The organism is Acetobacter sp. AC2005, from assembly GCF_037901235.1.
Taxonomy (GTDB): Bacteria; Pseudomonadota; Alphaproteobacteria; order Acetobacterales; family Acetobacteraceae; genus Acetobacter; species Acetobacter oryzoeni.
The window spans coordinates 816,065-838,224 of record NZ_CP149625.1 but is presented as its reverse complement, the minus strand read 5'-3'; the positions used below and the strand labels follow the sequence as shown (position 1 = coordinate 838,224).

Below are 22,160 nucleotides of genomic sequence, written 5' to 3'. Positions count from 1 at the left end.
CGGGCCTTCCGAATCGGGTTTTAAAAAGGGGCGGTTCCCGCAAGGGGCCGCTCTTTTTTTGTCTTTCCCCTTCAAAACATACCGAATTGGTCCGCTTTATCTGGAAGGCAGGCATACGGTTGCCGCATAAGGCAATCAGCGTTCCCGTATGGCCCAGCTGTGGCTTTGGGGGAAATCATCCCCTATTCTGCCCGCCAGAAACCCGCCACGCGGGTACCCTACACAGAGGGCATATCGTTTTTCATGGCACTTTCCATTCTTGTCATTTTCTTTCTGGTGTTGCTGAACGCCGTGTTCGCCATGGGGGAACTTGCGCTTATTTCCGTGCGTATTCCCCGTTTGGCCATGTTGCAGGAACAAGGCGTGCGCGGGGCCGAACGGGCCATGCGCCTAGCGGAAGACCCCCAAATCTTCCTGCCCACGGTGCAGGTGGGCATGACACTGGTTTCCATTCTGGAAGGCACATTTGGTGGGGTGCAGATAGAAGCGCACCTTACCCCCATGCTGGAGCGTATTCCGGCCATTAAACCCATTGCGCCCCAGCTTTCCATGATTGTGGTGGTGGTGCTGATTACGGCCATCATGCTGGTGCTGGGTGAGCTTGTGCCCAAGCAGTTGGCCCTGCGCGAGCCAGAAAGAGTGGCGGCTCGTCTGGCCATGCCGCTGGAACTTCTGGCCAATGCCACCCGCCCTGTGGTGTGGCTGCTGCGCCAATCTTCCAACATCGTGCTGCGGCTGATGGGCGCGGCTGATGCCGTAAACCAGACGCTGACGGAAGAAGAGCTGAAAGCCTACATTGCCGAAGGCGCACGCTTGGGCGTTCTGGAGCATGAAGAACGCACCATGATCGAACGCCTGCTGCGTCTGGCGGACAGGCCTGTGCGTGCCATCATGACCCCCAGAAACGAACTGGTGTGGATAGACCGCCATGCCGGGCGCGAGGCACTGGTGCAGGCGCTCAAGCAAACCACTTATGCACGCCTTGTGGTGTGCGAGGGTGGGGTAGATAACCCGGTAGGCGTGGTTCTGGCTAAGGATATGCTGGACCGCGTTCTGGATGGCATGCCGGCTTCCATAGAGGCCGGTTTGCGCCCGATGGTGGTGGTGCCAGACAGTATTTCCGCGCTGGATATGCTGGAACGCATGCGGAGCATCCCGCTGGGCATGGCCTTTGTGTTTGATGAATACGGGGCGTTTGAAGGCATTGTCACCGCGTCTGACCTGTTTGACGCTATTGTGGGTGAAACCTCGCACGAGCCTCAAAAACTCACGCGCCTGCATACAGAACCGGCCCCAGATGCCGTGCTGATGCTGGATGGCACGGAATCCGCCGATGAAGTGAAGGACCGTCTGGCCCTGAAAACCCTGCCAGAAGAAGGCAGCTATCATACGTTGGGTGGGCTTATTCTGGCCCTTCTGCGCCGTGTGCCAGCAGTGGGTGACAAGGTGGCTTACGAGGGCTGGTTGTTCGAGGTGCTGGAAATGGAAGGCCGCCGTGTTTCCCGCGTGCGGGCCAGCAGGCAGCCTCTGGCAGAGAACTGAAGTTAAGCCTCACGGGGCAGGCGTTTGGCCTGCCCACAGGCCACAAAAAAGGGGGCGCAGCCGGTTAAAGCTGCGCCCCTTTTTGTATGCGATAAGCCGGCTGAACCTACGCCGCAGACCCTTAGTGAAGGGTGCGGGTGTTCAGCGTATGTGCCAGTGCCTTTTCATCCTCAAAGTCTGGCCACGTGCTTTGGGCCAAGGCTGTAAGGGAAGGTGTGGGCAGCTTCATCTTGGCGGCATACATCCACAGATAGGCGAGGGTGTGGTGCACGTAATCCCGCGTTTCCGTGTTGGGCAGCAGTTCCATGAACAGCAGCGGGTCATTGGCTGCGGGGCCGGTGGCGCTTTCCCAATGTGCAAGGGCAGAAGGCCCTGCATTGTAGCTGGCTAGCAGGCGGATAATATCTCCACCACGTGCCTCTGTGTGGCTGGTCTGGCGTGTTAGCCCGGCCAGATACTGCACATAACGCTGCCCGATTTCCAGATTGATGCTGGGGTCATGCAGGGCTTCTGCGGAATGCACAAAGTGGTGGTTGATATTGGTGGGGGACTCACTGGTAACAAAATCAGCCGTAAGCGGGCGGATCTGCATCAGCCCATGGGCTCCTGCGCCGGAAACAGCGCGTGGGTCGAAGTTCGATTCCACACGGGCCAGCGCGTAAACAAGGGCGGGGTCCATGGTAAAGCCGTGCCGGGGGCGCAGCAGGGGCAGGGGGGTATCCTCTGCGTTCTGTGCTGTTGCGGCATGGGTGTTCAGGGCATCGGCCATTTCTGTGGCCAGATCATGCAGCCCGGCTGTTTGCGCCACAAGCTGAAAGGCCCGTGCCAGTGTGACGTCTCGCAGGTCTGGCCATGCGCGGCGGATGGCGTTTTCGGCCATTTCCGGCTCACCAACCTGTAGCAGGGCAAACACGCGGCGGCCGACATCTGTGGCGCCTACGGCTTCAATATCAATTTCCGTCAGCACAGGGGCAGAGGACGCGCCATTATCTGGAGCGGGGCTGTCTTCCAACGGTTTGAAGCCAACAGGGCGTGTATGGGCGCTGGAGGCCGCATGGTCTGCCGGAGCTGGCCGCAGCATACGATAGGCCAGAAGCCCATAGAAGCTGCGCGGAAAAGCCGCCGCATGCTGGAGCCAGATGTGCTGGGCATGGGTGTTGCCGGTTTTTTCGTGCCCACGTGCGGCCCAGAAGGCGCAGGCGGCCCGCATTTCCGGCATGGCGCGCGGGGCGTGGGAGGCTTTTTCAAAAAACGGAATAGCCTCGGCGTAAGCCTGCTTTTGCCACAGGGCCAGCCCGGTAATGTAGCTGGCCAGCGCATTGCGCTCGCGCGAGATGTTTACGGCTGTGCGGCCAATATCCAGCGCCATATCCGTTTCACCGGAAACCAGCATGGCCTGTGCGGTTTCAGCCTGTAGCTGGGCCGCGTAGGCGGGCGTCATGCCCGGTGTAATGCTGATAAGGTGCAACGCACTGTGCACGCCCTTCAGCCCCCATGTGGTGCGTTCGCGCAAGGTGCGGTCCAGCAGGGGGTTGCGGGTGAATTCCTGCGCCAGTGGGCCAGCCGCAAGGGCGGCATGGGCTGGGGCCAGATGGTCTGCCGGTGGGGCAGGTGGCAGCGGCCCACCCCGTTCGGGCAGCGCGGCAAGGCGTGCCCATATGGCCGGGGCATCGGCATAGCTGGTGTATTGTTTCAGCCAGTTCCGCAGCTCGGTCGCATTGGGGTGGTAATTCGGGTTCAGGTAACGGTCTGCCTGTAGCTCACCCAGCAGGGTGGCATCTGTTAGATGCGTGGTGCTGCTGATGGCTTCTGTGAACGCACCCTGCTGCTGTAGGCGCAGGATGGCGCGCACCTGAGTGGCAACTTCAGGAGGAAGAGGTTTTGGAAGTGTAACATCATCACCTTCAGGGAAAGCCTGGCGTGGCAGAACCATAGCCAGCTCTTCGCTGTACGGTTCGGGCCCGGCTTCCGGGGGCTTGGCATGGGCTCTCGTCACAACGACGGAAGCGCTGGCCAAAAGGGCGGCACCAGCCAGAATGGCTTTTGCCGCGATCTGATGAGGAATTTGACCTATCGCTCGCATGGCTGGCGGGGTCTAGGCCCTTCCAGCCCAAAAGGCAAGTTTCCTATCTGTAAGAAAAGGGAAAGGTTCTTCAAAAATTGTTGCATTCCCAGCGGTGAATCGCTGGTCAAGGTGGAATAATTTCTATGATTTGTGCAGGTATTCCCACGGTTTGGGGGCTGTATTTCTTGCTGACATATTCTGTAACATCTGGCACGCCGTTTACACTTACATGCGCGCGCTGATTACATGCTTTGGCTGTTTTGGCGCAGGGTATCCATCACCGTCATCAGTGTTGTCCATATTTCACGCCGTGCGGAGGGGCTGGCCCGGAGCTGGAGCGGGTGGCGCATACACATAACGGGCAGCGGGGGCTGGCCCGGTAGGGTGATGTCCTGCCAGTTGCGGCGGGGCAGATCCGTGGTTTTGCCAAGCAGCATTCGGGCAGGCAGCCGCCCACATAGCAGCAGCCGCTTGGGTGCAAACAAAGTTATGGCGCGCTCTAAAAAGGGGCGGCAGATGCGCTGGTCCATCTCTGTTGGGGGTGTGCCACCTGCGGGCCGCCAAGGCAGGGCTGTGGCAAGGGCCAGTTGGCTGCGTTCCAACGGCAAGGGGGCCAGCATGGTATCCAGCAGGGTGCCGCATAGGCCCGCAAAAACCTGCCCGCTTCTGTCTTCATCCTCATCAGGGGCTTCCCCAATCAGCATCAGGGGGGCGTTGCGGGGGCCAGAGGGCATAAGGGTGTGCATGGCAGCGCCGCGCAACGGGCATGCCGTAAAGGAATCCATGGCCTGAAACAGCTCTTCTGGCGTGTTGGCGGCTGCGGCAAGGCGCTGTGCCTGTTCCACCGTATCTGCAAAGCTGGTGGGGGCAGGCGGTTGCTGTGGTTGGTTTTGCGTAACCGCAGCAGGCACTGGTGTTCTGCCGGTTCCGGGCTGCGGAGGTATGTATGGGGGTGTCTGCTGGGGCGTTTTGCCCCGTAGCGGAGGCAGCACAAGCCCAGCCCCCGCGTGCCGATGATCGGCCGGGGTATCGGTTACAGCAACATCCACGCCCCATTCGGTATAAAGGCGCAGGAGAGACAGAGCAGCTTCCATCATATAAACCGTATCACAAAGCGGACGGTTTGGTGGTTTGGCGCGGGCGCGTTAGACAAAACCAGTCGTTCATGTCGTTCCTTTCCGCTCTGCCAGAAGGGGCGGTGCATCCGTGGGTGGCCTGCCCGGTTGCCACCGTATCCTGTAGATAGGGTTCTTATGCTGTTTTGTCGCCTTCTGCCTACGGTTTTCATGCTGCTTTCCGCCACTGTGCTGGCTTCTCCGCTGTATGCGGCCCAGCCCAATACATCTGGCGCAGCCCTTAAAGGGGCCGAACCCAAAGCAGATACTGCGGTTATGCATGCGCCTGTCGGGCATGTCGATTCGGGGGCGTTTTTAAGCGCCGTCATTGCCGTGCGCAGGGGGGATGACCTTCAGGCCGCGCGCTCTTTCCGCCAGGCCGCAGCCGCAGACCCACAGAATATGGAACTGCTGAAGCAGGCCTTTGTGCGCAGCGTGATGGCAGGGGATGCCGATGCCGTGCCGCTGGCCCACAAGCTGGATAAGCTGCCCGGCGCGCAGAGCGTGATTTCCGCCCTTGTGCTGGGGAACGATGCCGCCGTGCGCGGTGAGTGGGGCGAGGCGCTGACCTATTACCATCAGGCCCGCACAGACCCGCTGACACATCTTATTATGCCGCTGCTTCTGGCATGGTGTGAGCAGGCGCAGGGCCATGCCAATGAAGCCGTGGAAAGCCTGACCCATATTCAGAAATCCGTGCTGGTGCCGTTTTACACGCTGCACGCCGCCCTGATTGCACAGGTGGCAGGCCAGACAGACCGCGCAAGCCAGCTTTTTGATGAAACGCGCAAGATCATGCCGGGGGGTGATCTGCTGCTTACCCGTTCCTACGCCGCATGGTTGTGGGAGCACGGGCAGAAGGAAAAAGCCCGCGCCGAGCTGCGGAAGCTGGAAGGGGATGATCCGGTTCTGCTGCTGGCTGGCCCGCAGCTTCAGGCCACAATTTCGCACTTCCCGGTTACATCGGCACGTGGCGGGATTGCGCGTGCTTATATTCTTACCGCATTTTTGCTGCGCCAGCAGGGGCGGGAGCAGGCCCAGCAGGCCGCAGCCACCGGCGGCATGGTGGGGAATGATGCCAACCTCTACCAGTTTAACGAGGCCGCCCGCCTGATGCTGGGCTTTGCCTTGGCCATGGACCCCACATTGGCCGAAGCCCGTCTGATGCTGGCCGAAATCCAGATTGATGAAGACCACGGGGCCGCTGCGCGAGAAACATTGCTGCGCGTGCCGCAGTCTGACCCCATGTCCCCCGTGGCGCGGTTGCGGTTGGCTGTGCTGGATTCCACGCCCGATCAGGCTACCGAGGCTGTCAGCCTGTTGCGCCCGCTTGTGGCCCAGTTGCCCGATCAGATTCTGCTTCAGCGTGCCTTGGGCAATGCGCTGGTGCAGCAGAAAGACTGGAAGGGTGCGATAGCCGCCTATACCAAGGCCATAGACCTTGCCACTGCCCAGAAGGATGTGGATTGGACGCTGCTTTTCCTGCGCGCCATGGTGTACCATGAAATGGGGGATTGGCCCCACGCGCGGGATGATGCCCGCGCCGCACTGGCCTATGCGCCAGACGAATCCATGCTGCTGAACTTTTTGGGCTACTCCATGGTGGAACGGCATGAAAACCTGCCCGAAGCCGAAAAGCTTTTGCGCAAGGCGCACCAGCTTTCCCCCGATGATGCCGCCATTACAGACAGCCTCGGCTGGGTGCGTGCCGAGCGCGGAGACCTGAATGAAGCACTGGAGCTTTTAGAAAAAGCTGCAGAAAAAACTCCCGAAGACCCGGAAGTGAATTATCATTTGGGCGAGGTTTATTGGCGGCAGGGCCGCAAGACCGAAGCCATAGATCAGTGGAACGTGGCTTTGGGGCTGCACCCCATTCCATCGGATGAAGTATTGATACGTGCTGCGCTCAAGCGTGCAGGTGTGGAACCGGATGTAAAAAAGGCAGATCAGGCCGCCCCCGCTAAAGCAGCACCGCAGGATAAAGGAACACACACGCCATGACAGTTGATGTTCTGGATGTTGCAACCACACCCCTGACAGAAATTGCACCAGCAAAAATCAATCTGTATTTGCACGTTACTGGCCGCCGGCCAGATGGATACCACCTGCTTGATAGCCTTGTGGTGTTTGCTGGTGCAGGAGATGTGCTGCATTATGAGCCGGGCCCACAACCGCTGCACCTTAAGCTGGAGGGGCGCTTTGGCCTCGCCCTTGGCGCAGATGCCGCAGGTGCCGATAATCTGGTGATGAAAGCCGCCGCCGTGCTGCGTGATCTGGCCGGGCCACAGGCCAATGTGCAGGGTGGTTGCCTTGTGCTGGAAAAAAATCTGCCCGTGGCTTCTGGCATTGGCGGCGGTTCGGCAGATGCGGCCGCGACCCTACGCCTGCTAAACCGCGCATGGGATACGCAGGTGGATGAACCCACCTTGTTCCGCGTGGCAGAAACATTGGGGGCCGATGTGCCCGTGTGCCTGCTCAGTCAGACCGTGCGGATGGAAGGTATTGGGGAAACCCTGACCCCCGGACCGCGTTTGCCAGAGTGTGGCCTTGTGCTGGTTAATTGTGGGCAGGCTGTTTCCACCCCGGAGGTGTTCCGCAAAAGAACAGGTGATTTTGTGCCGCGGGCGGATTTACCACAAAGCTGGCCCAATAGTGCCGCTATGGTGGCAACCCTTAAGGCGCTGGAAAACAGCTTGGAGGCCCCGGCATGCAGCATATGCCCGCCGGTTAAAAAGGTGTTGGCCGATATTGCGGCGCAGCCAGAATGTCAGTTGGCCCGTATGAGCGGTTCTGGCGCCACATGTTTTGGTGTTTTCCCCACTGTTGAAGCCGCGCGGGAAGCAGCAGACAGGTTGGCAGATGCACATGCCGCATGGTGGGTGTGGGGCGGCGCTCTGGCTTAAGGGGGGGTGTCACCTTATATCAGCATCAGTTTTTCAGTGGGCCGGAGGGTGCAAGCCTGTTCCGGTCTGGCTGGGTGTAGGAGGTTTTATGTCTTCCAAGCTTGATCTGTCTCTTTCAGCAGACCACACAGAAGTCCATCTCAAGGTGCTAGAGCAGGAAGATCAGCCTGCTGTAGATATTGCGCTTACGGTGGAAGACCTCACACGGCTGATTCAGGTTTTGGGCCAGTGTCGGGAAACGATGCTGGAAGGCAAGGAATTGCCGCCCATAGAAGGGGCTACCTTTACGCCCGTCACCCGCACCAAATGGGCGCTCCAGCCCGAAGCCAGCACGGATGGATCTGTTCTGGCCTTTCAGCACCCGGCCTTTGGCCCGGTGGGGCTTGTGCTGCCACCAACAGATGCAGACCGCCTGATGCACGGGCTGCACATGCACCAGCAAATGCGCCAGCAGCCCGCCAAACCGCGCGGGCGTTTGAACTAGGTTTTTAGGTGTAGCGCATTCGGGCACAGGCACGGATGCGTGGTGGCCTTGCCACTTTACCCCATGCGCTCAGCACGTTCTGGCCTTATGCCGGGTGCAAGAGCGCGTTACGTGAGATGACGTAAGGTGAGGCAGAAAACACCACCCCATTCAGCATGAAAAATATGCTGAACAGGATGGCACGTGCCCTTCAGGATTTCCGGCAGTTGCGGATATGCGCCATCAGGGCGGTTAGCCCCATGGCTGTTAATGCGCCAAAAATACCGGCCCGCAAGCTGCTGGGCACAAAGAAGGTGAGCGGGCTGTCCAGCCTGCGGGAGTGTTCATCAAACGGCCCCTGTGCCCCAAAGGAACCGGGCACGGATGTGTATAAATCATCCGGCTGCGGGCCTTCTGCCCAATCATGCTCCATCTGGGCCTTGTAGCCTTTTTCTGCCATGCGGGCTTCACGGCAGCCGGGGGCAACCATGTGCCACAAGGCAGCAAAGCTGTTGGTGGCCCCAATGGAAATGGAACGGCTGGTGCTAAAGGCCGCACGGCAAATGGCTTCTGCCGCCACTTCGGGTTCATACACCGGGCCAACGGGTTTGAGGCGTTTGCCTGTGAGGTTGCGTGTCCAGCCATAATGGGGGGTGTTGATGGCAGGCAGATCCACCATCACTACGCGGATATTATCGGCATCGTGCAGCAGTTCTGGCCGCAGGCTTTCACAAAAGCCGCGCAGGGCGGAGCGTGCCCCGTTTTCAGCAGCCTGAAGCGGCATGCCGCGCAGGTTGGGGGCCAGATCCAGATTGATAATAGCTCCTTGCCCACGCCGGCGCATAACGCCAAGTGCGGCCAATGTGCCGTTTACGCTGCCCAGATAGGTTACTTCCGTAGCACGGCGGATATCATCGGCAGAAAGGGCAGCCACCTGCCCAACCACCGTGGCCCCGGCGCAGTTGGCCCACACTGAAATGGGGCCAAGTTCTGTTTCAATACGTTCCGCCGCATCCTGCACGGCTTTGGCATCTGAAACATCCAGCGGAATCACCAATGACCGCACAGAGTGCTTGGCCAGATTTTCTGCTGTTTCCTTCAGCCGGTCTTCATTGCGGCCCAGCAGGGCAATATCAAACCCGGCGCGGCCCAGCGCACGTGCCGCCGCGCGGCCAATACCGGCGCCTGCGCCTGTAATCACAGCTATCTGGGTTGGCATCCGCGTTTTTTCTCCCGGTTATCAGTCAAGCAAGACGTTCAAAATCTGGCTGCCATTTTGCGCCGCAATCGGGCAGGGCACAAGCCACAGGGCAGAGGTTCTGCCCCGCGTGGGCCTAAATGCAGGTGCCAGATTTACAGATATTTCAGCGCAATAATGCCGCCCAAAAACACCACGGCAAAAGCCCCGGCCACCAATGGCAGACGTTTTTCCAGAAAATCCTGAATAGGCGCCCCAAAGCGCCACAAAAGCCCGGCCACCAGCATAAACCGCACGCCGCGCGTAACAAGGCTGGCCAGCATAAAGGGCAGAATGGCAAAATGCGCCATGCCGCTGGCAATAGTCACAAACTTGTAGGGAATGGGCGTAAGCCCCTTGAGCAGAATAATCCACACCCCCCATTGGCGGAATTTTTCCTGCAAGGTCAGCAGCGTGCCCTCGGCGTGGTAAAAATGCACAATCGGGCGGGCCACTGTATCTAGCAAAGCCGCACCAATCAGCCAGCCCAAAAGCCCCCCGGCCACGCTAGCAATGGTGCAGATGGCCGCATAAACCCATGCCTTTTGCCTATGCGCCAGCACCATGGGCACCAGCAGCGTTTCTGGCGGGAGGGGAAAAAAGCTGGCTTCTGCAAAAGCCAGCGCCGCCAGCCATAAAGGTGCGTAGGGGCTGGCAGCGTGCCGCAAAACGCGGGCATAAAGGCGGTTTAGCATATGGGTTTAAAAACTACATCCGTTCACGGCGCAGAACATCCTCCGCCTTGGCGTGGATGGTATCATATTCTTCCTGCGTGAGGTTACCCCGGTGCAGCATTTCACTGGCACGGGCCAGCGCATCACGCGCGTGGGTGGCATCGGGTATGGGGTAACGGCGACCGGGCAGGGCAAAGGCATCATCCGGCAGGGCGTTGCGTTCTTCAGTTGTCAGCTTAGACATGGTTGGTCTTCCTGTCTTCCTCACATAGTTCAGAGGCACTTTCCAGTTCGTCCAGTTCCGCCATGGCAGCTTCTGCACTGGTGGTGGGAACATCGGAAACCGGCGTGCTGCTCCGCACTCCCGCTGCCAGAGGATGCTGTGCGGGAGAGACTTCTAATGTTTGTGTCACACGGAACGCCGTCAAGACCGCGAAGGACCCAAACACCACTGCCCCCAGCGCTTGCCCGGCCTGCACGCCAAGCGGGCCAAAGCGTGCACCCATCATGACAAACGGAATGGTGCCCAGCGTGGCCCGCCCCCAGTTAAAGGCAGTAGAATACAGCGGAAAACCAAGGTTATTAAAGGCAGCGTTGGCCACAAACAGCATACCCACAAACAGGTAACTGCCGATTGTCCATGTGCAGAACAGATGGATAAGGGCTGCGGCATCACCCTGCGCATTATACATGGCCACAACCCCGTTCTGCACACAGAACAGGAAAACCCATGTGGCCCCTACGCTCAGAATAACCAGTTTAAGGGCGGCGCGCAGTGTTTCACGCACACGGTCACACTGCCCGGCCCCGATGTTCTGCCCCATAATGGGGCCGACTGAGCCGGTAAGCGCAAAAACCAGCGCAAACAGCACGGGCACCGTGCGCTCGATAGAGGCTTGCCCCGCAACAGCGGCCAGCCCAAAGCGCGCCATGGCCTGCGTGACGTACACTCCCCCAACAGGTGTGGCCAAATTGGTGAGAATGGCCGGAAAAGCCACCGAGGCCACGCGTTTGGTGTCTGGCAGAATACGGTGGAGCTGCGGCATGGCCAGCATATCGTGCCGCAATGCGCCCCGCAGGCCCACTGTGGCCACAACGGTGCGTGAAAGCACAGTGCTAATGGCCGCTCCGGTAAGCCCTTCATGCAGCCCAAAAATAAACAGCGGGTCCAGCACCGCAGCCACAACAGCGCCCAGCAACGTAATGTGCATGGAGCCCTTGGCATCCCCCACCACACGCATGAGGGAGGAGGACCCCATGCCCGCGCAGATAAGCGGCAATGCGGGGCTGACGGTGCGCAGGAAGGTGGTGGCGTTGGCCAAGGCCTCACCCCGCGCGCCAAACAGCTCCAGAATGGGGTGGGCAAATATCATGGTGCCCATACCCAGCACCGTTGCCAGCCCGATCATGACGGTAAGGGCGGAGGAGGCAATGCCCCGTGCTTCATCCGCGCGGCCTGCGCCAATTTCACGCGCAGTGGCGGCACTTATGCCAATGGTCAGCCCGATGGAAACGGCAATCTGCAAGCCAATAACAGCCCCGGCAAAGCCAATGGCCGCCGTAAGGGCCGTGTTACCCAGGTGGCTGATATACACCATATTGAGCATATCCACCGCAAACACCGCCATAAGGCCAATGGCCCCGGTGCCAGCCATAACCAGCACGTGGCGCATGATGCTGCCGGTGGTAAAGCAGGCCTTGTGACGTCCGCCAGGCGGGGAGGGCCGGTTCATTCATGCTCCGTGTGGGCTGTGCTGCGCGCGTGCCGGTGTGTGCGTTGAGTATGTCATGACTTGTGCCCCCTGCGAACAGGGAGAACACGGAACATCTGCCCTGAAAGGCGTGCAAGCCCGAATAATGTGCCCCAAGCGCCGGGTTTAGGGGGCTGGGGGTGCGTCTTCCGGCTTTTCTTCTTCTGGTTTGCGCTCCAGCGGGCGGCCTAAATATGCCTCCAGCACTTGCTCGGTAGGGCCATCCATCCGCACCTGCCCCTGATCCAGCCAGATCAGGCGGTTGCACCAATCGGCCATCACATCCGCCATATGGCTGGAGAGCACCAGAATATCGGCGCGGGAGACAAGGTTTTCAAGCCGGGCGCGGGCACGGTTACGGAAGGAGGCATCCCCCGCCATAAACCATTCATCCATCAGCAGCACATCGGGCATGATAGCCGTGGCCAGCCCAAAGGAAAGGCGCACCATCATGCCCGAACTATAGGTGTTTACGGGCAGGTCCATAAACGCGCCAAGGCTGGCAAAGCTTTCCACATCAGCCTCAACCTGCGCGGTCTGTTCCGTGCTCAGGCCAGAGAACATGCCGCGTAGGCGAATGTTCTCCCGCCCGGTCAGGTCCATGTTCATGCCCAGTGCGGGGTCTAGCAACGTGCCAATGCTACCGCGCACTGTCACACTGCCGCCTACGGGTTCATAAATACCGGCCAATGCGCGCAACAGCGTGGTTTTGCCTGCACCATTGCCGCCTACAAGGCCCAGCCTGTCTCCCGGTTGCAGGGTAAAGCTGACACCTTTAAGCGCCTGCACCACCACGCGGTCTCGGTTATCGTGCATGAAGCGCGTGTTGAGCGTACGGCCCAGCGTTTTGCTGAGCGATTTACGCAGGCTGCGGGCATTGCCATGATACAGCGGAAAGGTGATTTGCAGGTTTTCAACTGCAATATCCGTCATGCGCCTTACACCCAGTATGCCAGCCGTGTGCGCATACGGGCGAACAGGCAGAAGGTTGCAACAATCAGCACGGCAGACCACCCAAGAGCCGCAGGCCATACGGTGGTTTGCATCACATCCCCCGTAAAGGGTGCGCGCAGAATTTCAATCAGCGGGTAGAAGGGGTCCAGCAACAGCCATGCCTGCCCGGTTGTCATTAACTGGGGAGACCACAAAATGGGCGTCACAAAGAACATCACCTGTGTCAGGCTGGCCACAATGGGGGGCACATCCCTAAAGCGCGCGCCCAGAATGCCCAGCAAAAGCACGGCAAAAAAGCAGTCCACCAGCCACAGGCCCGTGGCGGGCAGCACAGTCCATGACCATTTGGGCGAGACGTGAAACCACAAAAACACCCCAGCCACCACGGGCACGTTATGCGCAAACACCAAAATGTTGCGCACAGCCACACGCAGCACGTGCAGGGAATACGGCATGCGGGCCGCATGAATAAGCCGCGCCGCCCCCGTAAAGGTGCCGCAGCCTTCCTGCATGGTGCCGCCTACAAAGCCCCATAACACCAAAGAAAGGGTAAGGAAGGGCAGATAGGTGTGCACATCCGTGTTGAGCAGATACGCATACAGCACGCCCATGGCCGCCACCATAATGGCGGTAGTGGCCGTAAGCCAGAACGGCCCGAGAATGGAGCCACGATACCGCAGCCGAATATCCAGCCAGGCCAGTGTAAGCCCCAGCCGCGCATGGCGGAAGCCGCGCGCAAAATCCTGCGCGGCATGCACAAAGTAGGAAAAACCACGTTCTGGCACCAAATGCAGCACAGGTTGGCCCTTTGGCTGCGGGGCGTGCTGCGGCGCAGCCGAAAGAGGGGGCTGTTTTTTTGCGGCGCGTTCTTCCTGCGTATCCGGCAAGGTGGGCGTGCTGTTCATGGTGTTTAACGCGATAGAGAACCCTGCCTGTTTGTGCAAGGTTGGCATGCTTTTTATGCTGCCATTATAACCCGCCACACAGGCCCATCTGGGCCCAAAGCAGCGCGTTATTTGCGCAACGATTGGCAGGAAAACACTCCACAGAGATGACAACAGGCCCCGTGGTTGCTACACCCGGCCCGCCGGAGAGCCCTTTTTTCGTTCCACACCTAAGGCCGGGAACCGTCCTTGTCATGAAAATCGTCGCCTGTAACAGCAACCTCCCACTTGCCGAAGCCGTTGCCGCGGAGCTGAACCTCCCCCTCTGCAACGCCACCGTGCGCCGCTTTGCGGACATGGAGGTGTTTGTAGAAATCCACGAAAATGTACGTGGTGAGGACGTGTTCGTTATCCAGAGCACCTGCACCCCCACCAATGATAACCTGATGGAACTGCTGATCATGCTGGATGCGCTGCGCCGTGGTTCGGCCAAGCGTATTACCGCAGTGATGCCCTATTTTGGTTATGCCCGGCAGGATCGTAAATCCGGCCCGCGTACGCCTATCAGCGCCAAGCTGGTTGCGAATCTGCTGGTAGAAGCCGGTGCCAGCCGCGTGCTCACGCTGGATCTGCACGCCATGCAAATTCAGGGTTTCTTTGATATCCCGGTAGACAATCTGTACGCCGCACCGCTGTTTGTGCGCGACATTCGCTCCCACTACGGAGACCGTGATCTGATGATCGTCTCCCCCGATGTGGGTGGTGTGGTGCGTGCCCGCCAGCTGGCCCAGCGCCTGAACACGGATCTGGCCATTATTGACAAACGGCGTGAACGCGCAGGCGTTTCCGAAGTGATGAATGTGATTGGTGATGTGCGCGGCCGCCACTGCCTGCTGGTAGATGATATTGTGGATAGCGGTGGTTCACTGTGCAACGCAGCCCGCGCCATTGCCGAACAGGGTGCTGCATCTGTGGGCGCATACGTGACACATGGTGTGCTGACAGGGCAGGCCGTGGAACGCATTGCCGATTCGCCTATCGAAATGCTGACACTGACAGACAGCATCCGCGCCACGGAAAAAGTTATGGCTGCGCGCAATATCCGCCAGATCACCATTTCCGGCCTGCTGGCACGCGCCATTCATGCTGTGGCGGATGAAAGCTCCGTTTCCTCCCTGTTCGATTGATCCGAGGCCCTATGAGCACGCTTTTCCCCCGCCCATACTGGTATTTGCGCCACGGCCAGACAGACTGGAACCGGGCTGGTCTTTCTCAGGGGCGCACCGATGTGCCCTTGAATGAAACCGGCATTGACCAAGCTGTGGCGGCGGGAAAGCTGCTTGAGGTTGCCCTGCGTGCGGCAGGGGAAAATGGGGTAACGCGCATTGTGTGCTCTCCGCTAGAGCGCGCGTTGCGCACCGCCACCATTGTGCGTGATGCGCTTATCACCCACGGCCTGCCAGCCTTGCCGCTGGATGTAGATACGGGGCTGGAGGAAGTCTGCTTTGGTGAGCAGGAAGGCCAGCCGGTAGGGGATTGGTATAATAGCTGGATTGCCGGGGAGTACACCCCACCGGGGGCAGAAACATTTGCTGCCCTGCGCCAGCGCGCTACAGATGCCGTAAACCGGGCCACACAGGCCCCCGGCCGGCCGCTGATTGTGGCGCATGGGGCGCTGTTCCGTGCTTTGCGCGCTGCTATGTCTCTGCCTGCCAATGTGCGCCTGCCCAACGCCATTCCGCTAAGCTTGGAGCCAGAGGCAGATGACCGTTGGGAACTGCGGGAACTGATAGACGCGTAAGCGTTAGTTCTGGAGCTTGTAGAGTTCGAACGAAAGATCAGATGCGTCTATTTTGTGGCGCGTCTTTTTATGTACGGTGCGCACAGCATACACCTGCTGATAATGGTTTTGTAAAACAGCGCAGACTGGCTGTTCTATGGCGCCCGTCTGGCATCCGGCATAGGGCAGCATAACAAAAGCAGGGTGCTGTGCCAGATCATCCAGATAATGCTGTACGGCCTGTTTTTTGAAAATAATGTCTATATGATCCCGAAACAGGTAACGGTCTGCGCTTATCAGGTTTGCCATGTAAAAATGGGCATGATGGGCCCGGATATTCAGCACCTTTTGCCCGGCAGCCATATTGGCAATCTGGGCGTAATCTATTTTTTCTAAGTTCTGGTGCAGCGCCAGATTAGCACGTATTTCCTGCCCCCCGGAAAAAAGCGTGAGCGCGCAAGCAGGAGCCAGTGCGCCTATTGGCAACGTACCTTTCTGTTGTGCCAATAGCACCAGCATGATGCTGAGGGGCGCAAACCACAGCCCCGAATAATGGCTGAATGCGTGGCCAGAAAGCAAAGCCGCAGGCACCGAGGAGATAAACCACAGCGTAAGCAATGTGGTATCCGGTGTTGGGGCCGTTTTAAGTATGGATTTCTGCCCGAACCATTTGATGAGAATAGGTGAAAAAACGGCCAGATAAGCGGCCAGCAGCAGAACAGCCTTTATGCGTTTTGAAAGCTTGCCGCTGTAAGCATGTAAAAACTGATGCTGCAGCGCAAAGTAATCAGCCAGCGCATGATGCCCCTGTATAAAATATGGCGTAAACAACGCAGCCAAACCGCCACAGGTGCCAATAGCAAACAAAATTATATTTAAAGCTGGGCGTGTATTTGCCAGTAATAAAAAACATACAGGCAGAAACAGGCAAATACCTTCCAGATAATTTACGTTCACCGCAAGGCCAAACATAACCCCGGCAGCCAGAAGCCATAGAATGCGGGTTGCGGGCTGAATGGTGGCAAGTGTGCCTTTGCGGGCCAGCCAGATTACGGCCAGTTCTGTTGTGATCAGAAGTGTTTCTGTATTTCCGGCAAGCAGCTCAAATGGCGCGCCCAGCAGCGCGAGTGCCGCAAAAACCCATAGCCAGCGTGTGTGCCATATACTGCGCGCCATGGCTGCAAATGCTGCAAGAGAGAGCAGGGCCAGCACCGTAAACTTGCCAACAGGTAACTGGGCTGTAAGCGCATCCCACACACCATACAGCACATAAACACCAAAGGGTTTATGATCGAACACATACTGGTAAGGCAGCATATGGTCTTGCAGCAGCCCCCGGCCAATAAGTGCGTAAAATGTTGTATCGGCAGTGGAGAAGGGGAGGATCAGGTAAGAAAAAATATAAAAAATACTGCATAAAGATATAATAAAAATAAATATCTTGTTTTTGAAAATGCTCTGCAAATCCAACATAATCCTTCCCCTGTTCGAAAGTGTGGATATTCACGCAGGGAAAAGGAAGTAAAGGGAAAATAAGTTAAATAATTTTCTAAAAAACATGGCAGAATAGCCAAGTGGCAGCTTCTGCCATGCTTATCTTAACAGTGTTGAACACATTATACGGCGGGCGTGTGTTCCTGCGGGGAAATGCGGTTTCTTTGCGGAAACAGAGAGGGATCATGCAGGGCACGCAGGCGCACGCACCGGGGCAGAAGCCTGCGGATAATGTGCATGGTGGCGGTATCGGAAAGCCCTGTCTGTTCAGAAAACCAATCTAGCTCTTCCTGTAGGAAAAAGCCGCGTACTTCTGCTTCAGATGCCGGAGGGCTGTGGGGGGCGGTCTGCCACCGGCGGATGGTGGAAATCATGCCCATGGCTTCTGCCCGCTGTTCCAGCTTACTGGGGTGATCCGGAGCAGGAACAGGGCCAAGAACCTCGTTTAGCGCGCTTAACAGGCCGGATTTGTTAAACCATGCGGCAGTTACAAAGTCTCCCACGCTGGAAATGGCGTTGGAGACGGAGTTCAGGAATGTCATGAAAACCTCCCGTCTTTATAAAAAGGGGTGCATACTGCCAACGGCGCGTGGGCGCAGAGAGTTTCCATGTGCTCAAAAAATAAAAACCGCCCCCAAAGCAAGGGCGGTTTTTACAAACAGACCATCTGCCACAGCCATCAGCCTTAAGCCATATGGTGTGACAATGCGTGGCGGGTGTAGCCGCCTTTTTCTGTATTAGTCCTGCAGCGGCAGCATAAAGGTGCCATCATCCAGCTGGATGCCACGCTGGGCAGCATGGGCGCAGGTTGCGGTGCGGATGTCTTTGTCATCCACCGTGTTCAGGTCAATCATCTGGCCGGGGCCAACCATCAGCTGCCCTGCGCCACCGGCGGGGTATGCGGCATCACTTTTCACATCGCTGCGTTTTGCAAGGGAGCGGCCGAGTGAGCGCACCGTTGTATCATCATCAATGTTGTGGGCGTAGCAGTAGTACATCAGCCCGGCAATGTTGCCTACAGATGCGTTATCTACCGTGGGGCCGGGGCCAACAGGTGCTTCTGGCACAGAAGCCACGCCAACATTGGCAGCATGGGCAGGTGCAACCCCGGCAGCCAAAGCCAGGCCACATACGGCAGCAAGGGCCGCTTTGCGCAGTGTGTTCATGGGTGAACCTCCTTTGTGAACAAGTTTGATGAGGCTCACTATCGAACCGGCCCGGATATGCGGCAAGGGCCTTGGTTGCCGGTCTGTTATGCAGAAAATATTGGTTTGTTATCAAAAATCCTGCATGATTTGTGAAGTTTCGTGATCTAATCGGACAATAATGGTCCGTATTGTCACTCGGGCGTGAGCGGATGGATGCTGTACCTGTATTGGCGGAGCGGGGTATGGTTATTTAGTTTTCTTATACGAATACTCTATAATGGTATTTCTGTATTTTTATGCTGCCTGCGTAATCTGGCCCACTGGCATGTGTGGGGTGGGCTTCCCATATCCTGAAAGGACTACATACAAATGTACATGCCGTTTGCCGCCCGTAGGCCAGATGGCATGAGAGATATAAAGCAGGGAGCCGATTTGAATGTCTGATCTGATTGTTCTGGGTTTTGACCACGTTGATGATGCCGCCAAGGTGCTGACAGAATGCCGCGCCTTGCAGAAAGAATACCTGCTGGATCTGGAAGATGCCGTGGTTGTTACGCGGGATGCACAGGGCAAGGTGCATTTGCACCAAAGCGTGAACCTTGAAAAAGCCGGGGCTTCCTGGGGCCTGCTTTCCGGCGGTTTCTGGGGTGCGCTGGTTGGTCTTTTGTGCCTGAACCCGCTGGCTGGCTTTTTGATCGGGAGTGCTGTGGGCGCCGGTGCGGGCGCGCTGTCTGGCAAGTTCTCTGATTACGGCATTGATGATGGCTTTATCAAACAGCTAAGCGACACCATTCCGCCCAACACCTCTGCGCTGTTCATTCTGGTGCGTAAGTCTCAGCCGGAAAAAGTACTGGCCGATCTCAGCCAGTTCAAGGGCCATGCCCGTATCCTGCAAACCTCTCTTTCCCCAGAAGCAGAAGAAAAGCTCAAGGCTGCTTTGGGTCAGGTTGCTGCGGCACAAGCCAAGGCCTGAGCCATACTTTAGGCATCAGCCTGCACTTTGTGCATGGAAAACCCCCGGTGGCAGAAGCACACCGGGGGTTTTTTAGTATCTTAACGCACAGAATGAAAAAAGTTCACAACCGTTTGCCCATTTCCTGCCGCAGGGTGTTGCAGCGCTGGGTATATTTTGCGGCGCGTGTGGCGGTAATCCAGTTGATAATAAACGCCGCCGCCAATGAGAGGAACGAGGCCGCAGTCAACAACTGGCCGGTCAGATAGATTTTTTCATCATAATGCAGGGCGGAATACCACAGCAAAGTCAGGCTCAGCACCGCGCCAATAAAGCCGGAAACACCTGTAAGCCGCATAAGGGAATCTTCCACCAGTTCAAAGGCGGCGGTTTCTCGCCACAGGTCAAACAGGCGGCGGTCAATGTCTCCCACGTTTTCAGCGTGGTCTGCCTTTTCGGCTTCCGTGCGCTTGTGGGGGTTCTTGCGGTGGATCTCCAGCTCCTGCCGGGCCTTGGCAAAAACCTTCCGCCGTTCCTGAATGGCGGGCAGGCTGATATCCACAAAACTTAAAATGGCAACATTCAACCCGGCGGAAAGCTGAACAATGGCCTGAAAGTTGCCCCATGTCATATCCATTGGTCTGGCTCCTCCACGGGCTGGATATCCTCGTATTGGAGCCGTTTTCTGGGGCAAAATGCCGGTAAAATCAATCCATGCCCATGTGGGGGCTGTAGCGCGTGGGCAGCGCCACAGCTGGTAACGTGCTTAGAAACCTTGGGAAATCCCGCCCAGAATGGTGCGGCGTAGCCCGTATTGCGGGGCCCCCACGCCAATGCCGGAACCATCACGCAGCTTGTAGGTGTGGTCCCCCAGATTGATCACATCTATGCGGAACTGCGTATCCCCCGGCCATGCGCTGCCGAATGTGTTGTGGATGGTTTCCACGGCAGAGAAGTTGACGGTAGCATAAGGCGTAAGCGCCACACCGTTGGGCACAAGGCCATCGGCCCGCAGCCCGCTGCCATACACCATGGTGGCAGACAGCCGCAGCGGAAAGCGCGTTTTGTGGAAGAAGGAATATGCCGCCCCGGCAGAAGCCGTCCAACGCTGGTCATGGTCCAGATGGATCCAGCGGTGCTGAATGTAAGCCAGATCATCCGGGCTCATGTTAAACTGTGCGCTGGTAATATCCTTGCCAATGGCGCGAGACCACGCAAAGTTGCCGTACAGAGAAAGCGGGCCACGATCATAAGAGGTGCTGACCTCATACCCGTTCACCTGCCCACGGCGATAGTTAAAGCCGCTAAGGATGATGGGCGCACCAAACTGGCCTTCATCAATCAGGTTATGTGCCAGCTTGTAATAGGCATCGAACGAGACACGCCAGCCCGGCAGAATGGTTTGTTCAATACCGGCATCAAAGTAATGGTCGCGTTCGGCCCGCACCTTGTTGTTCTGGTAAACGGAGGGCGCGGCACTGGTGCCCGCAAATTTGTACAGCGAGGAAGAACTGACAACCTCAAACGGCGGGGGCGTAAAGTAGCGTGAATACCCGGCGTGAATCACACCGCCTTTCCACGGCTTCCACACAATGTTCAGGCGTGGGCTTACCTGTTTTTCCGCCGTGTATTCGCTCACCCCATCAAAACGCAGGCCGTAATTGATGGTCAGGTTGTTCAGCGGTCGCCATTCATCCTGCGCATACAGGCCGTACACCGTGCCGGTTTTACCGCTGCCATCGTAAATGCTCAGGGGCGTGGTGCCAAAGGTGGCGTTGCCATCTGCATCCTCACCTTCCTGCCCAAACACGCGGGAGAGGGATTTGGAGGTGTTGCGTTCTACAAAAAGCTGAAAACCAAAGCGCACGGTGTGATCTTTTGCAGCACGCCATGTGACGTCATGCTGCGTGCCCATGGAAAATACCGAGCGCGCGGCCTGCTGCGCAATACCGTTGTAAACCAGATCTCCCAGCCAGTCGGGCGAATAGCGCAGGCTGCTGTAGCGGGAGAACACGGAGCTTTGCAGGCTGAAGTCTCCCATCTCTTTCTGCAACGCCAGAATGGCAAAATCTGTAATCTGCTTTTGGTGTTCATCCAGATGCGCACTGTCCACGCTGCCATTCAACTGCTGCGCCAGATCGCTGCCAGAATAGGCGGGCATGGCAAACTGGGTTTGCTGGCCGGGGTTGTTGGGCAACTGGTATTCTGCGTTGGAAACACCGGCAATAAAGCTGATACGCGTATCTTCATCTGCCGTGTACCGCAGATGGCCCAGAAAGTGATACTGCTCGCTCAGGTCATGGATGGCGTTGAAGGATGATGTTGTATTTTCAATGCCAGTGCGGTCATGCACATAATCTGCCGTGGCAAAGAAATCCCACTTCCCTTTATGAAAACCATATTGCAGGGAAGGAAAGAAGTAATCCCGCGCCCCACCGTAAAGTGAGAGATTGCCGCCAGAATTGGTGGTGCCGTTCTTGGTGTTGATATCCACCACAGCCGCCTGCAAAAACCCGAACTGGCTGGGCAACGCCCCAGTGGTGAGGGACATGTTATCTGCAAAGCGTGTCATCAACGCTTGCCCAAACACGCTCAGCCCCTCCGGCAACTGCACGCCATCCAGCCGGAACTGCACCTCGTTATGGTCACCACGCACATGGATCTGGCCGTAGCTGTCCTGCGCTACGCCGGGGGCTTGCAGCAGTACCTGATTAAGCGGTGCGTTATCACCACCGGGAATGGTTTCCAGCGCCTGCCGGCTGAACTTGTGCACCGTGGCCCCGGTAGAGGGCGAAAGTTCTGAACGCATGCGGTCCAGATGCGCGGTGACAATCACCTGCTCGGCATCGTTCTTGTCATGCGCAATCACTTTTACGGTTTGCGGCTTTGTTTCAGTGGGCTTTTTCTGCTGCGTTTCTGTTGTGGAGGGTGTTGTCGTGGTCGTGGTGGTTTCAGCCAGGGCCATGCTGCTGCCCAGAGCAGTAAAAACAGTGGAGCAGAGAAGAAGAGCGGCTGATCGAACCATCATGCTGTGCGCTGCCTTGGTTGAGTGTGGTGGAGGCGCAGCATGTATTATGTAACACTATAACATTACAACAGGAATGAGCCCTGTTTGCTCAGCTTTCTGTGGGCTGTTGCACGCGCGCAACAGCTTTGCATCTGGGGCAGGGCACAAAAAAGGAGGCCACGCTTTGCACG

The 22,160-nt window shown here is 57.7% G+C and carries 20 protein-coding genes; 7 read left to right on the top strand and 13 right to left on the bottom strand.

Annotated features, from left to right (window positions below):
* The first annotated feature begins 159 nt into the window (after positions 1 to 159).
* Positions 160 to 1,542, top strand: a complete 1,383-nt coding sequence (locus QQM41_RS04020; protein WP_080986744.1) for a hemolysin family protein — start codon at positions 160 to 162, stop codon at positions 1,540 to 1,542.
* A 121-nt stretch (positions 1,543 to 1,663) separates the two neighbouring features.
* On the opposite strand, the gene QQM41_RS04015 is transcribed toward QQM41_RS04020, so the two are convergent.
* Positions 1,664 to 3,625, bottom strand: a complete 1,962-nt coding sequence (locus QQM41_RS04015) for a transglycosylase SLT domain-containing protein (RefSeq protein ID WP_050819198.1) — start codon at positions 3,623 to 3,625, stop codon at positions 1,664 to 1,666.
* A gap of 224 nt (positions 3,626 to 3,849) precedes the next feature.
* On the bottom strand, positions 3,850 to 4,704 hold the full coding sequence (locus QQM41_RS04010) for a uracil-DNA glycosylase (RefSeq protein WP_339077778.1): 855 nt from the start codon (positions 4,702 to 4,704) through the stop codon (positions 3,850 to 3,852).
* Positions 4,705 to 4,860: 156 nt separating this feature from the next.
* On the opposite strand from QQM41_RS04010, the gene QQM41_RS04005 reads away from it, so the two are divergent.
* The 3 genes from QQM41_RS04005 (at position 4,861) to QQM41_RS03995 (ending at position 8,109) form a co-directional block, all read left to right on the top strand.
* Positions 4,861 to 6,723 carry a tetratricopeptide repeat protein gene (locus QQM41_RS04005; protein WP_339077777.1) on the top strand — a complete coding sequence of 621 codons (1,863 nt, stop codon included), beginning with the start codon at positions 4,861 to 4,863 and terminating at the stop codon, positions 6,721 to 6,723.
* Positions 6,720 to 7,625 carry a 4-(cytidine 5'-diphospho)-2-C-methyl-D-erythritol kinase gene (locus QQM41_RS04000; protein ID WP_339077776.1) on the top strand — a complete coding sequence of 302 codons (906 nt, stop codon included), beginning with the start codon at positions 6,720 to 6,722 and terminating at the stop codon, positions 7,623 to 7,625. Before QQM41_RS04005 ends, QQM41_RS04000 begins: the two co-directional genes overlap by 4 nt.
* An 88-nt stretch (positions 7,626 to 7,713) precedes the next feature.
* Positions 7,714 to 8,109 (top strand): hypothetical protein, encoded by a 396-nt coding sequence (locus tag QQM41_RS03995; RefSeq protein WP_050820326.1) that lies wholly within the window; start codon positions 7,714 to 7,716, stop codon positions 8,107 to 8,109.
* A gap of 190 nt (positions 8,110 to 8,299) precedes the next feature.
* Here QQM41_RS03995 and QQM41_RS03990 read toward each other — a convergent pair whose 3' ends face one another.
* From QQM41_RS03990 to QQM41_RS03965, 6 genes are all read right to left on the bottom strand, one after another.
* Positions 8,300 to 9,307, bottom strand: a complete 1,008-nt coding sequence (locus QQM41_RS03990; RefSeq protein ID WP_339077775.1) for an SDR family oxidoreductase — start codon at positions 9,305 to 9,307, stop codon at positions 8,300 to 8,302.
* 134 nt (positions 9,308 to 9,441) lie between these two features.
* Positions 9,442 to 10,020 (bottom strand): YqaA family protein, encoded by a 579-nt coding sequence (locus tag QQM41_RS03985; protein ID WP_003625105.1) that lies wholly within the window; start codon positions 10,018 to 10,020, stop codon positions 9,442 to 9,444.
* A gap of 13 nt (positions 10,021 to 10,033) precedes the next feature.
* The gene (locus QQM41_RS03980; protein ID WP_003625103.1) at positions 10,034 to 10,243 is read right to left on the bottom strand and encodes a hypothetical protein; all 210 of its coding nucleotides are present in this window, start codon (positions 10,241 to 10,243) and stop codon (positions 10,034 to 10,036) included.
* Positions 10,236 to 11,732, bottom strand: a complete 1,497-nt coding sequence (locus QQM41_RS03975) for an MATE family efflux transporter (protein WP_339077774.1) — start codon at positions 11,730 to 11,732, stop codon at positions 10,236 to 10,238. The genes QQM41_RS03980 and QQM41_RS03975 overlap by 8 nt, the downstream gene beginning before the upstream one ends.
* Before the next feature lie 144 nt (positions 11,733 to 11,876).
* Positions 11,877 to 12,683, bottom strand: coding sequence for an ABC transporter ATP-binding protein (locus QQM41_RS03970; RefSeq protein ID WP_339077773.1), 807 nt, complete (start codon positions 12,681 to 12,683; stop codon positions 11,877 to 11,879).
* A gap of 5 nt (positions 12,684 to 12,688) precedes the next feature.
* Positions 12,689 to 13,720 carry an ABC transporter permease gene (locus QQM41_RS03965; protein ID WP_339078054.1) on the bottom strand — a complete coding sequence of 344 codons (1,032 nt, stop codon included), beginning with the start codon at positions 13,718 to 13,720 and terminating at the stop codon, positions 12,689 to 12,691.
* 122 nt (positions 13,721 to 13,842) lie between these two features.
* Here QQM41_RS03965 and QQM41_RS03960 point away from each other — a divergent pair, with 122 nt between their 5' ends.
* The gene (locus QQM41_RS03960; protein ID WP_050819205.1) at positions 13,843 to 14,775 is read left to right on the top strand and encodes a ribose-phosphate pyrophosphokinase; all 933 of its coding nucleotides are present in this window, start codon (positions 13,843 to 13,845) and stop codon (positions 14,773 to 14,775) included.
* Positions 14,776 to 14,786: 11 nt separating this feature from the next.
* Entirely contained in the window at positions 14,787 to 15,389 is a 603-nt protein-coding gene (locus QQM41_RS03955) for a histidine phosphatase family protein (RefSeq protein WP_339077772.1), read from the top strand.
* Between the two features lie 3 nt (positions 15,390 to 15,392).
* Here QQM41_RS03955 and QQM41_RS03950 read toward each other — a convergent pair whose 3' ends face one another.
* The 3 genes from QQM41_RS03950 to QQM41_RS03940 all read right to left on the bottom strand — a co-directional run bounded on the left by QQM41_RS03950 (position 15,393) and on the right by QQM41_RS03940 (position 18,067).
* Positions 15,393 to 16,841 carry a hypothetical protein gene (locus QQM41_RS03950; RefSeq protein ID WP_339077771.1) on the bottom strand — a complete coding sequence of 483 codons (1,449 nt, stop codon included), beginning with the start codon at positions 16,839 to 16,841 and terminating at the stop codon, positions 15,393 to 15,395.
* 143 nt (positions 16,842 to 16,984) lie between these two features.
* On the bottom strand, positions 16,985 to 17,404 hold the full coding sequence (locus QQM41_RS03945) for a hypothetical protein (protein ID WP_050819208.1): 420 nt from the start codon (positions 17,402 to 17,404) through the stop codon (positions 16,985 to 16,987).
* A 195-nt stretch (positions 17,405 to 17,599) separates the two neighbouring features.
* Positions 17,600 to 18,067 carry a hypothetical protein gene (locus tag QQM41_RS03940; RefSeq protein WP_012812457.1) on the bottom strand — a complete coding sequence of 156 codons (468 nt, stop codon included), beginning with the start codon at positions 18,065 to 18,067 and terminating at the stop codon, positions 17,600 to 17,602.
* 379 nt (positions 18,068 to 18,446) lie between these two features.
* Between QQM41_RS03940 and QQM41_RS03935 the strand changes: the two genes are divergently transcribed.
* Entirely contained in the window at positions 18,447 to 18,983 is a 537-nt protein-coding gene (locus QQM41_RS03935) for a DUF1269 domain-containing protein (RefSeq protein ID WP_003630102.1), read from the top strand.
* A 103-nt stretch (positions 18,984 to 19,086) separates the two neighbouring features.
* On the opposite strand, the gene QQM41_RS03930 is transcribed toward QQM41_RS03935, so the two are convergent.
* Both QQM41_RS03930 and QQM41_RS03925 read right to left on the bottom strand, forming a co-directional pair.
* Positions 19,087 to 19,599 (bottom strand): hypothetical protein, encoded by a 513-nt coding sequence (locus QQM41_RS03930; RefSeq protein WP_003630104.1) that lies wholly within the window; start codon positions 19,597 to 19,599, stop codon positions 19,087 to 19,089.
* Between the two features lie 129 nt (positions 19,600 to 19,728).
* Complete coding sequence (locus tag QQM41_RS03925; protein WP_042787013.1) at positions 19,729 to 21,990, bottom strand: TonB-dependent receptor; 2,262 nt, start codon at positions 21,988 to 21,990, stop codon at positions 19,729 to 19,731.
* Positions 21,991 to 22,160 lie beyond the last annotated feature (170 nt).

Excerpts from the sequence above, each read along its gene's own strand:
- QQM41_RS03925 (WP_042787013.1), bottom strand. The coding sequence starts at position 21,990 with ATGATGGTTCGATCAGCCGCTCTTCTTCTCTGCTCCACTGTTTTTACT.
- QQM41_RS03935 (WP_003630102.1), top strand. The coding sequence starts at position 18,447 with ATGTCTGATCTGATTGTTCTGGGTTTTGACCACGTTGATGATGCCGCC.
- QQM41_RS03945 (WP_050819208.1), bottom strand. The coding sequence starts at position 17,404 with ATGACATTCCTGAACTCCGTCTCCAACGCCATTTCCAGCGTGGGAGAC.
- QQM41_RS03930 (WP_003630104.1), bottom strand. The coding sequence starts at position 19,599 with ATGGATATGACATGGGGCAACTTTCAGGCCATTGTTCAGCTTTCCGCC.
- QQM41_RS03950 (WP_339077771.1), bottom strand. The coding sequence starts at position 16,841 with ATGTTGGATTTGCAGAGCATTTTCAAAAACAAGATATTTATTTTTATT.
- QQM41_RS04015 (WP_050819198.1), bottom strand. The coding sequence starts at position 3,625 with ATGCGAGCGATAGGTCAAATTCCTCATCAGATCGCGGCAAAAGCCATT.
- QQM41_RS03990 (WP_339077775.1), bottom strand. The coding sequence starts at position 9,307 with ATGCCAACCCAGATAGCTGTGATTACAGGCGCAGGCGCCGGTATTGGC.
- QQM41_RS04005 (WP_339077777.1), top strand. The coding sequence starts at position 4,861 with ATGCTGTTTTGTCGCCTTCTGCCTACGGTTTTCATGCTGCTTTCCGCC.
- QQM41_RS03955 (WP_339077772.1), top strand. The coding sequence starts at position 14,787 with ATGAGCACGCTTTTCCCCCGCCCATACTGGTATTTGCGCCACGGCCAG.
- QQM41_RS04010 (WP_339077778.1), bottom strand. The coding sequence starts at position 4,704 with ATGATGGAAGCTGCTCTGTCTCTCCTGCGCCTTTATACCGAATGGGGC.
- QQM41_RS03995 (WP_050820326.1), top strand. The coding sequence starts at position 7,714 with ATGTCTTCCAAGCTTGATCTGTCTCTTTCAGCAGACCACACAGAAGTC.
- QQM41_RS03970 (WP_339077773.1), bottom strand. The coding sequence starts at position 12,683 with ATGACGGATATTGCAGTTGAAAACCTGCAAATCACCTTTCCGCTGTAT.
- QQM41_RS03980 (WP_003625103.1), bottom strand. The coding sequence starts at position 10,243 with ATGTCTAAGCTGACAACTGAAGAACGCAACGCCCTGCCGGATGATGCC.
- QQM41_RS03975 (WP_339077774.1), bottom strand. The coding sequence starts at position 11,732 with ATGAACCGGCCCTCCCCGCCTGGCGGACGTCACAAGGCCTGCTTTACC.
- QQM41_RS04000 (WP_339077776.1), top strand. The coding sequence starts at position 6,720 with ATGACAGTTGATGTTCTGGATGTTGCAACCACACCCCTGACAGAAATT.
- QQM41_RS03985 (WP_003625105.1), bottom strand. The coding sequence starts at position 10,020 with ATGCTAAACCGCCTTTATGCCCGCGTTTTGCGGCACGCTGCCAGCCCC.
- QQM41_RS03960 (WP_050819205.1), top strand. The coding sequence starts at position 13,843 with ATGAAAATCGTCGCCTGTAACAGCAACCTCCCACTTGCCGAAGCCGTT.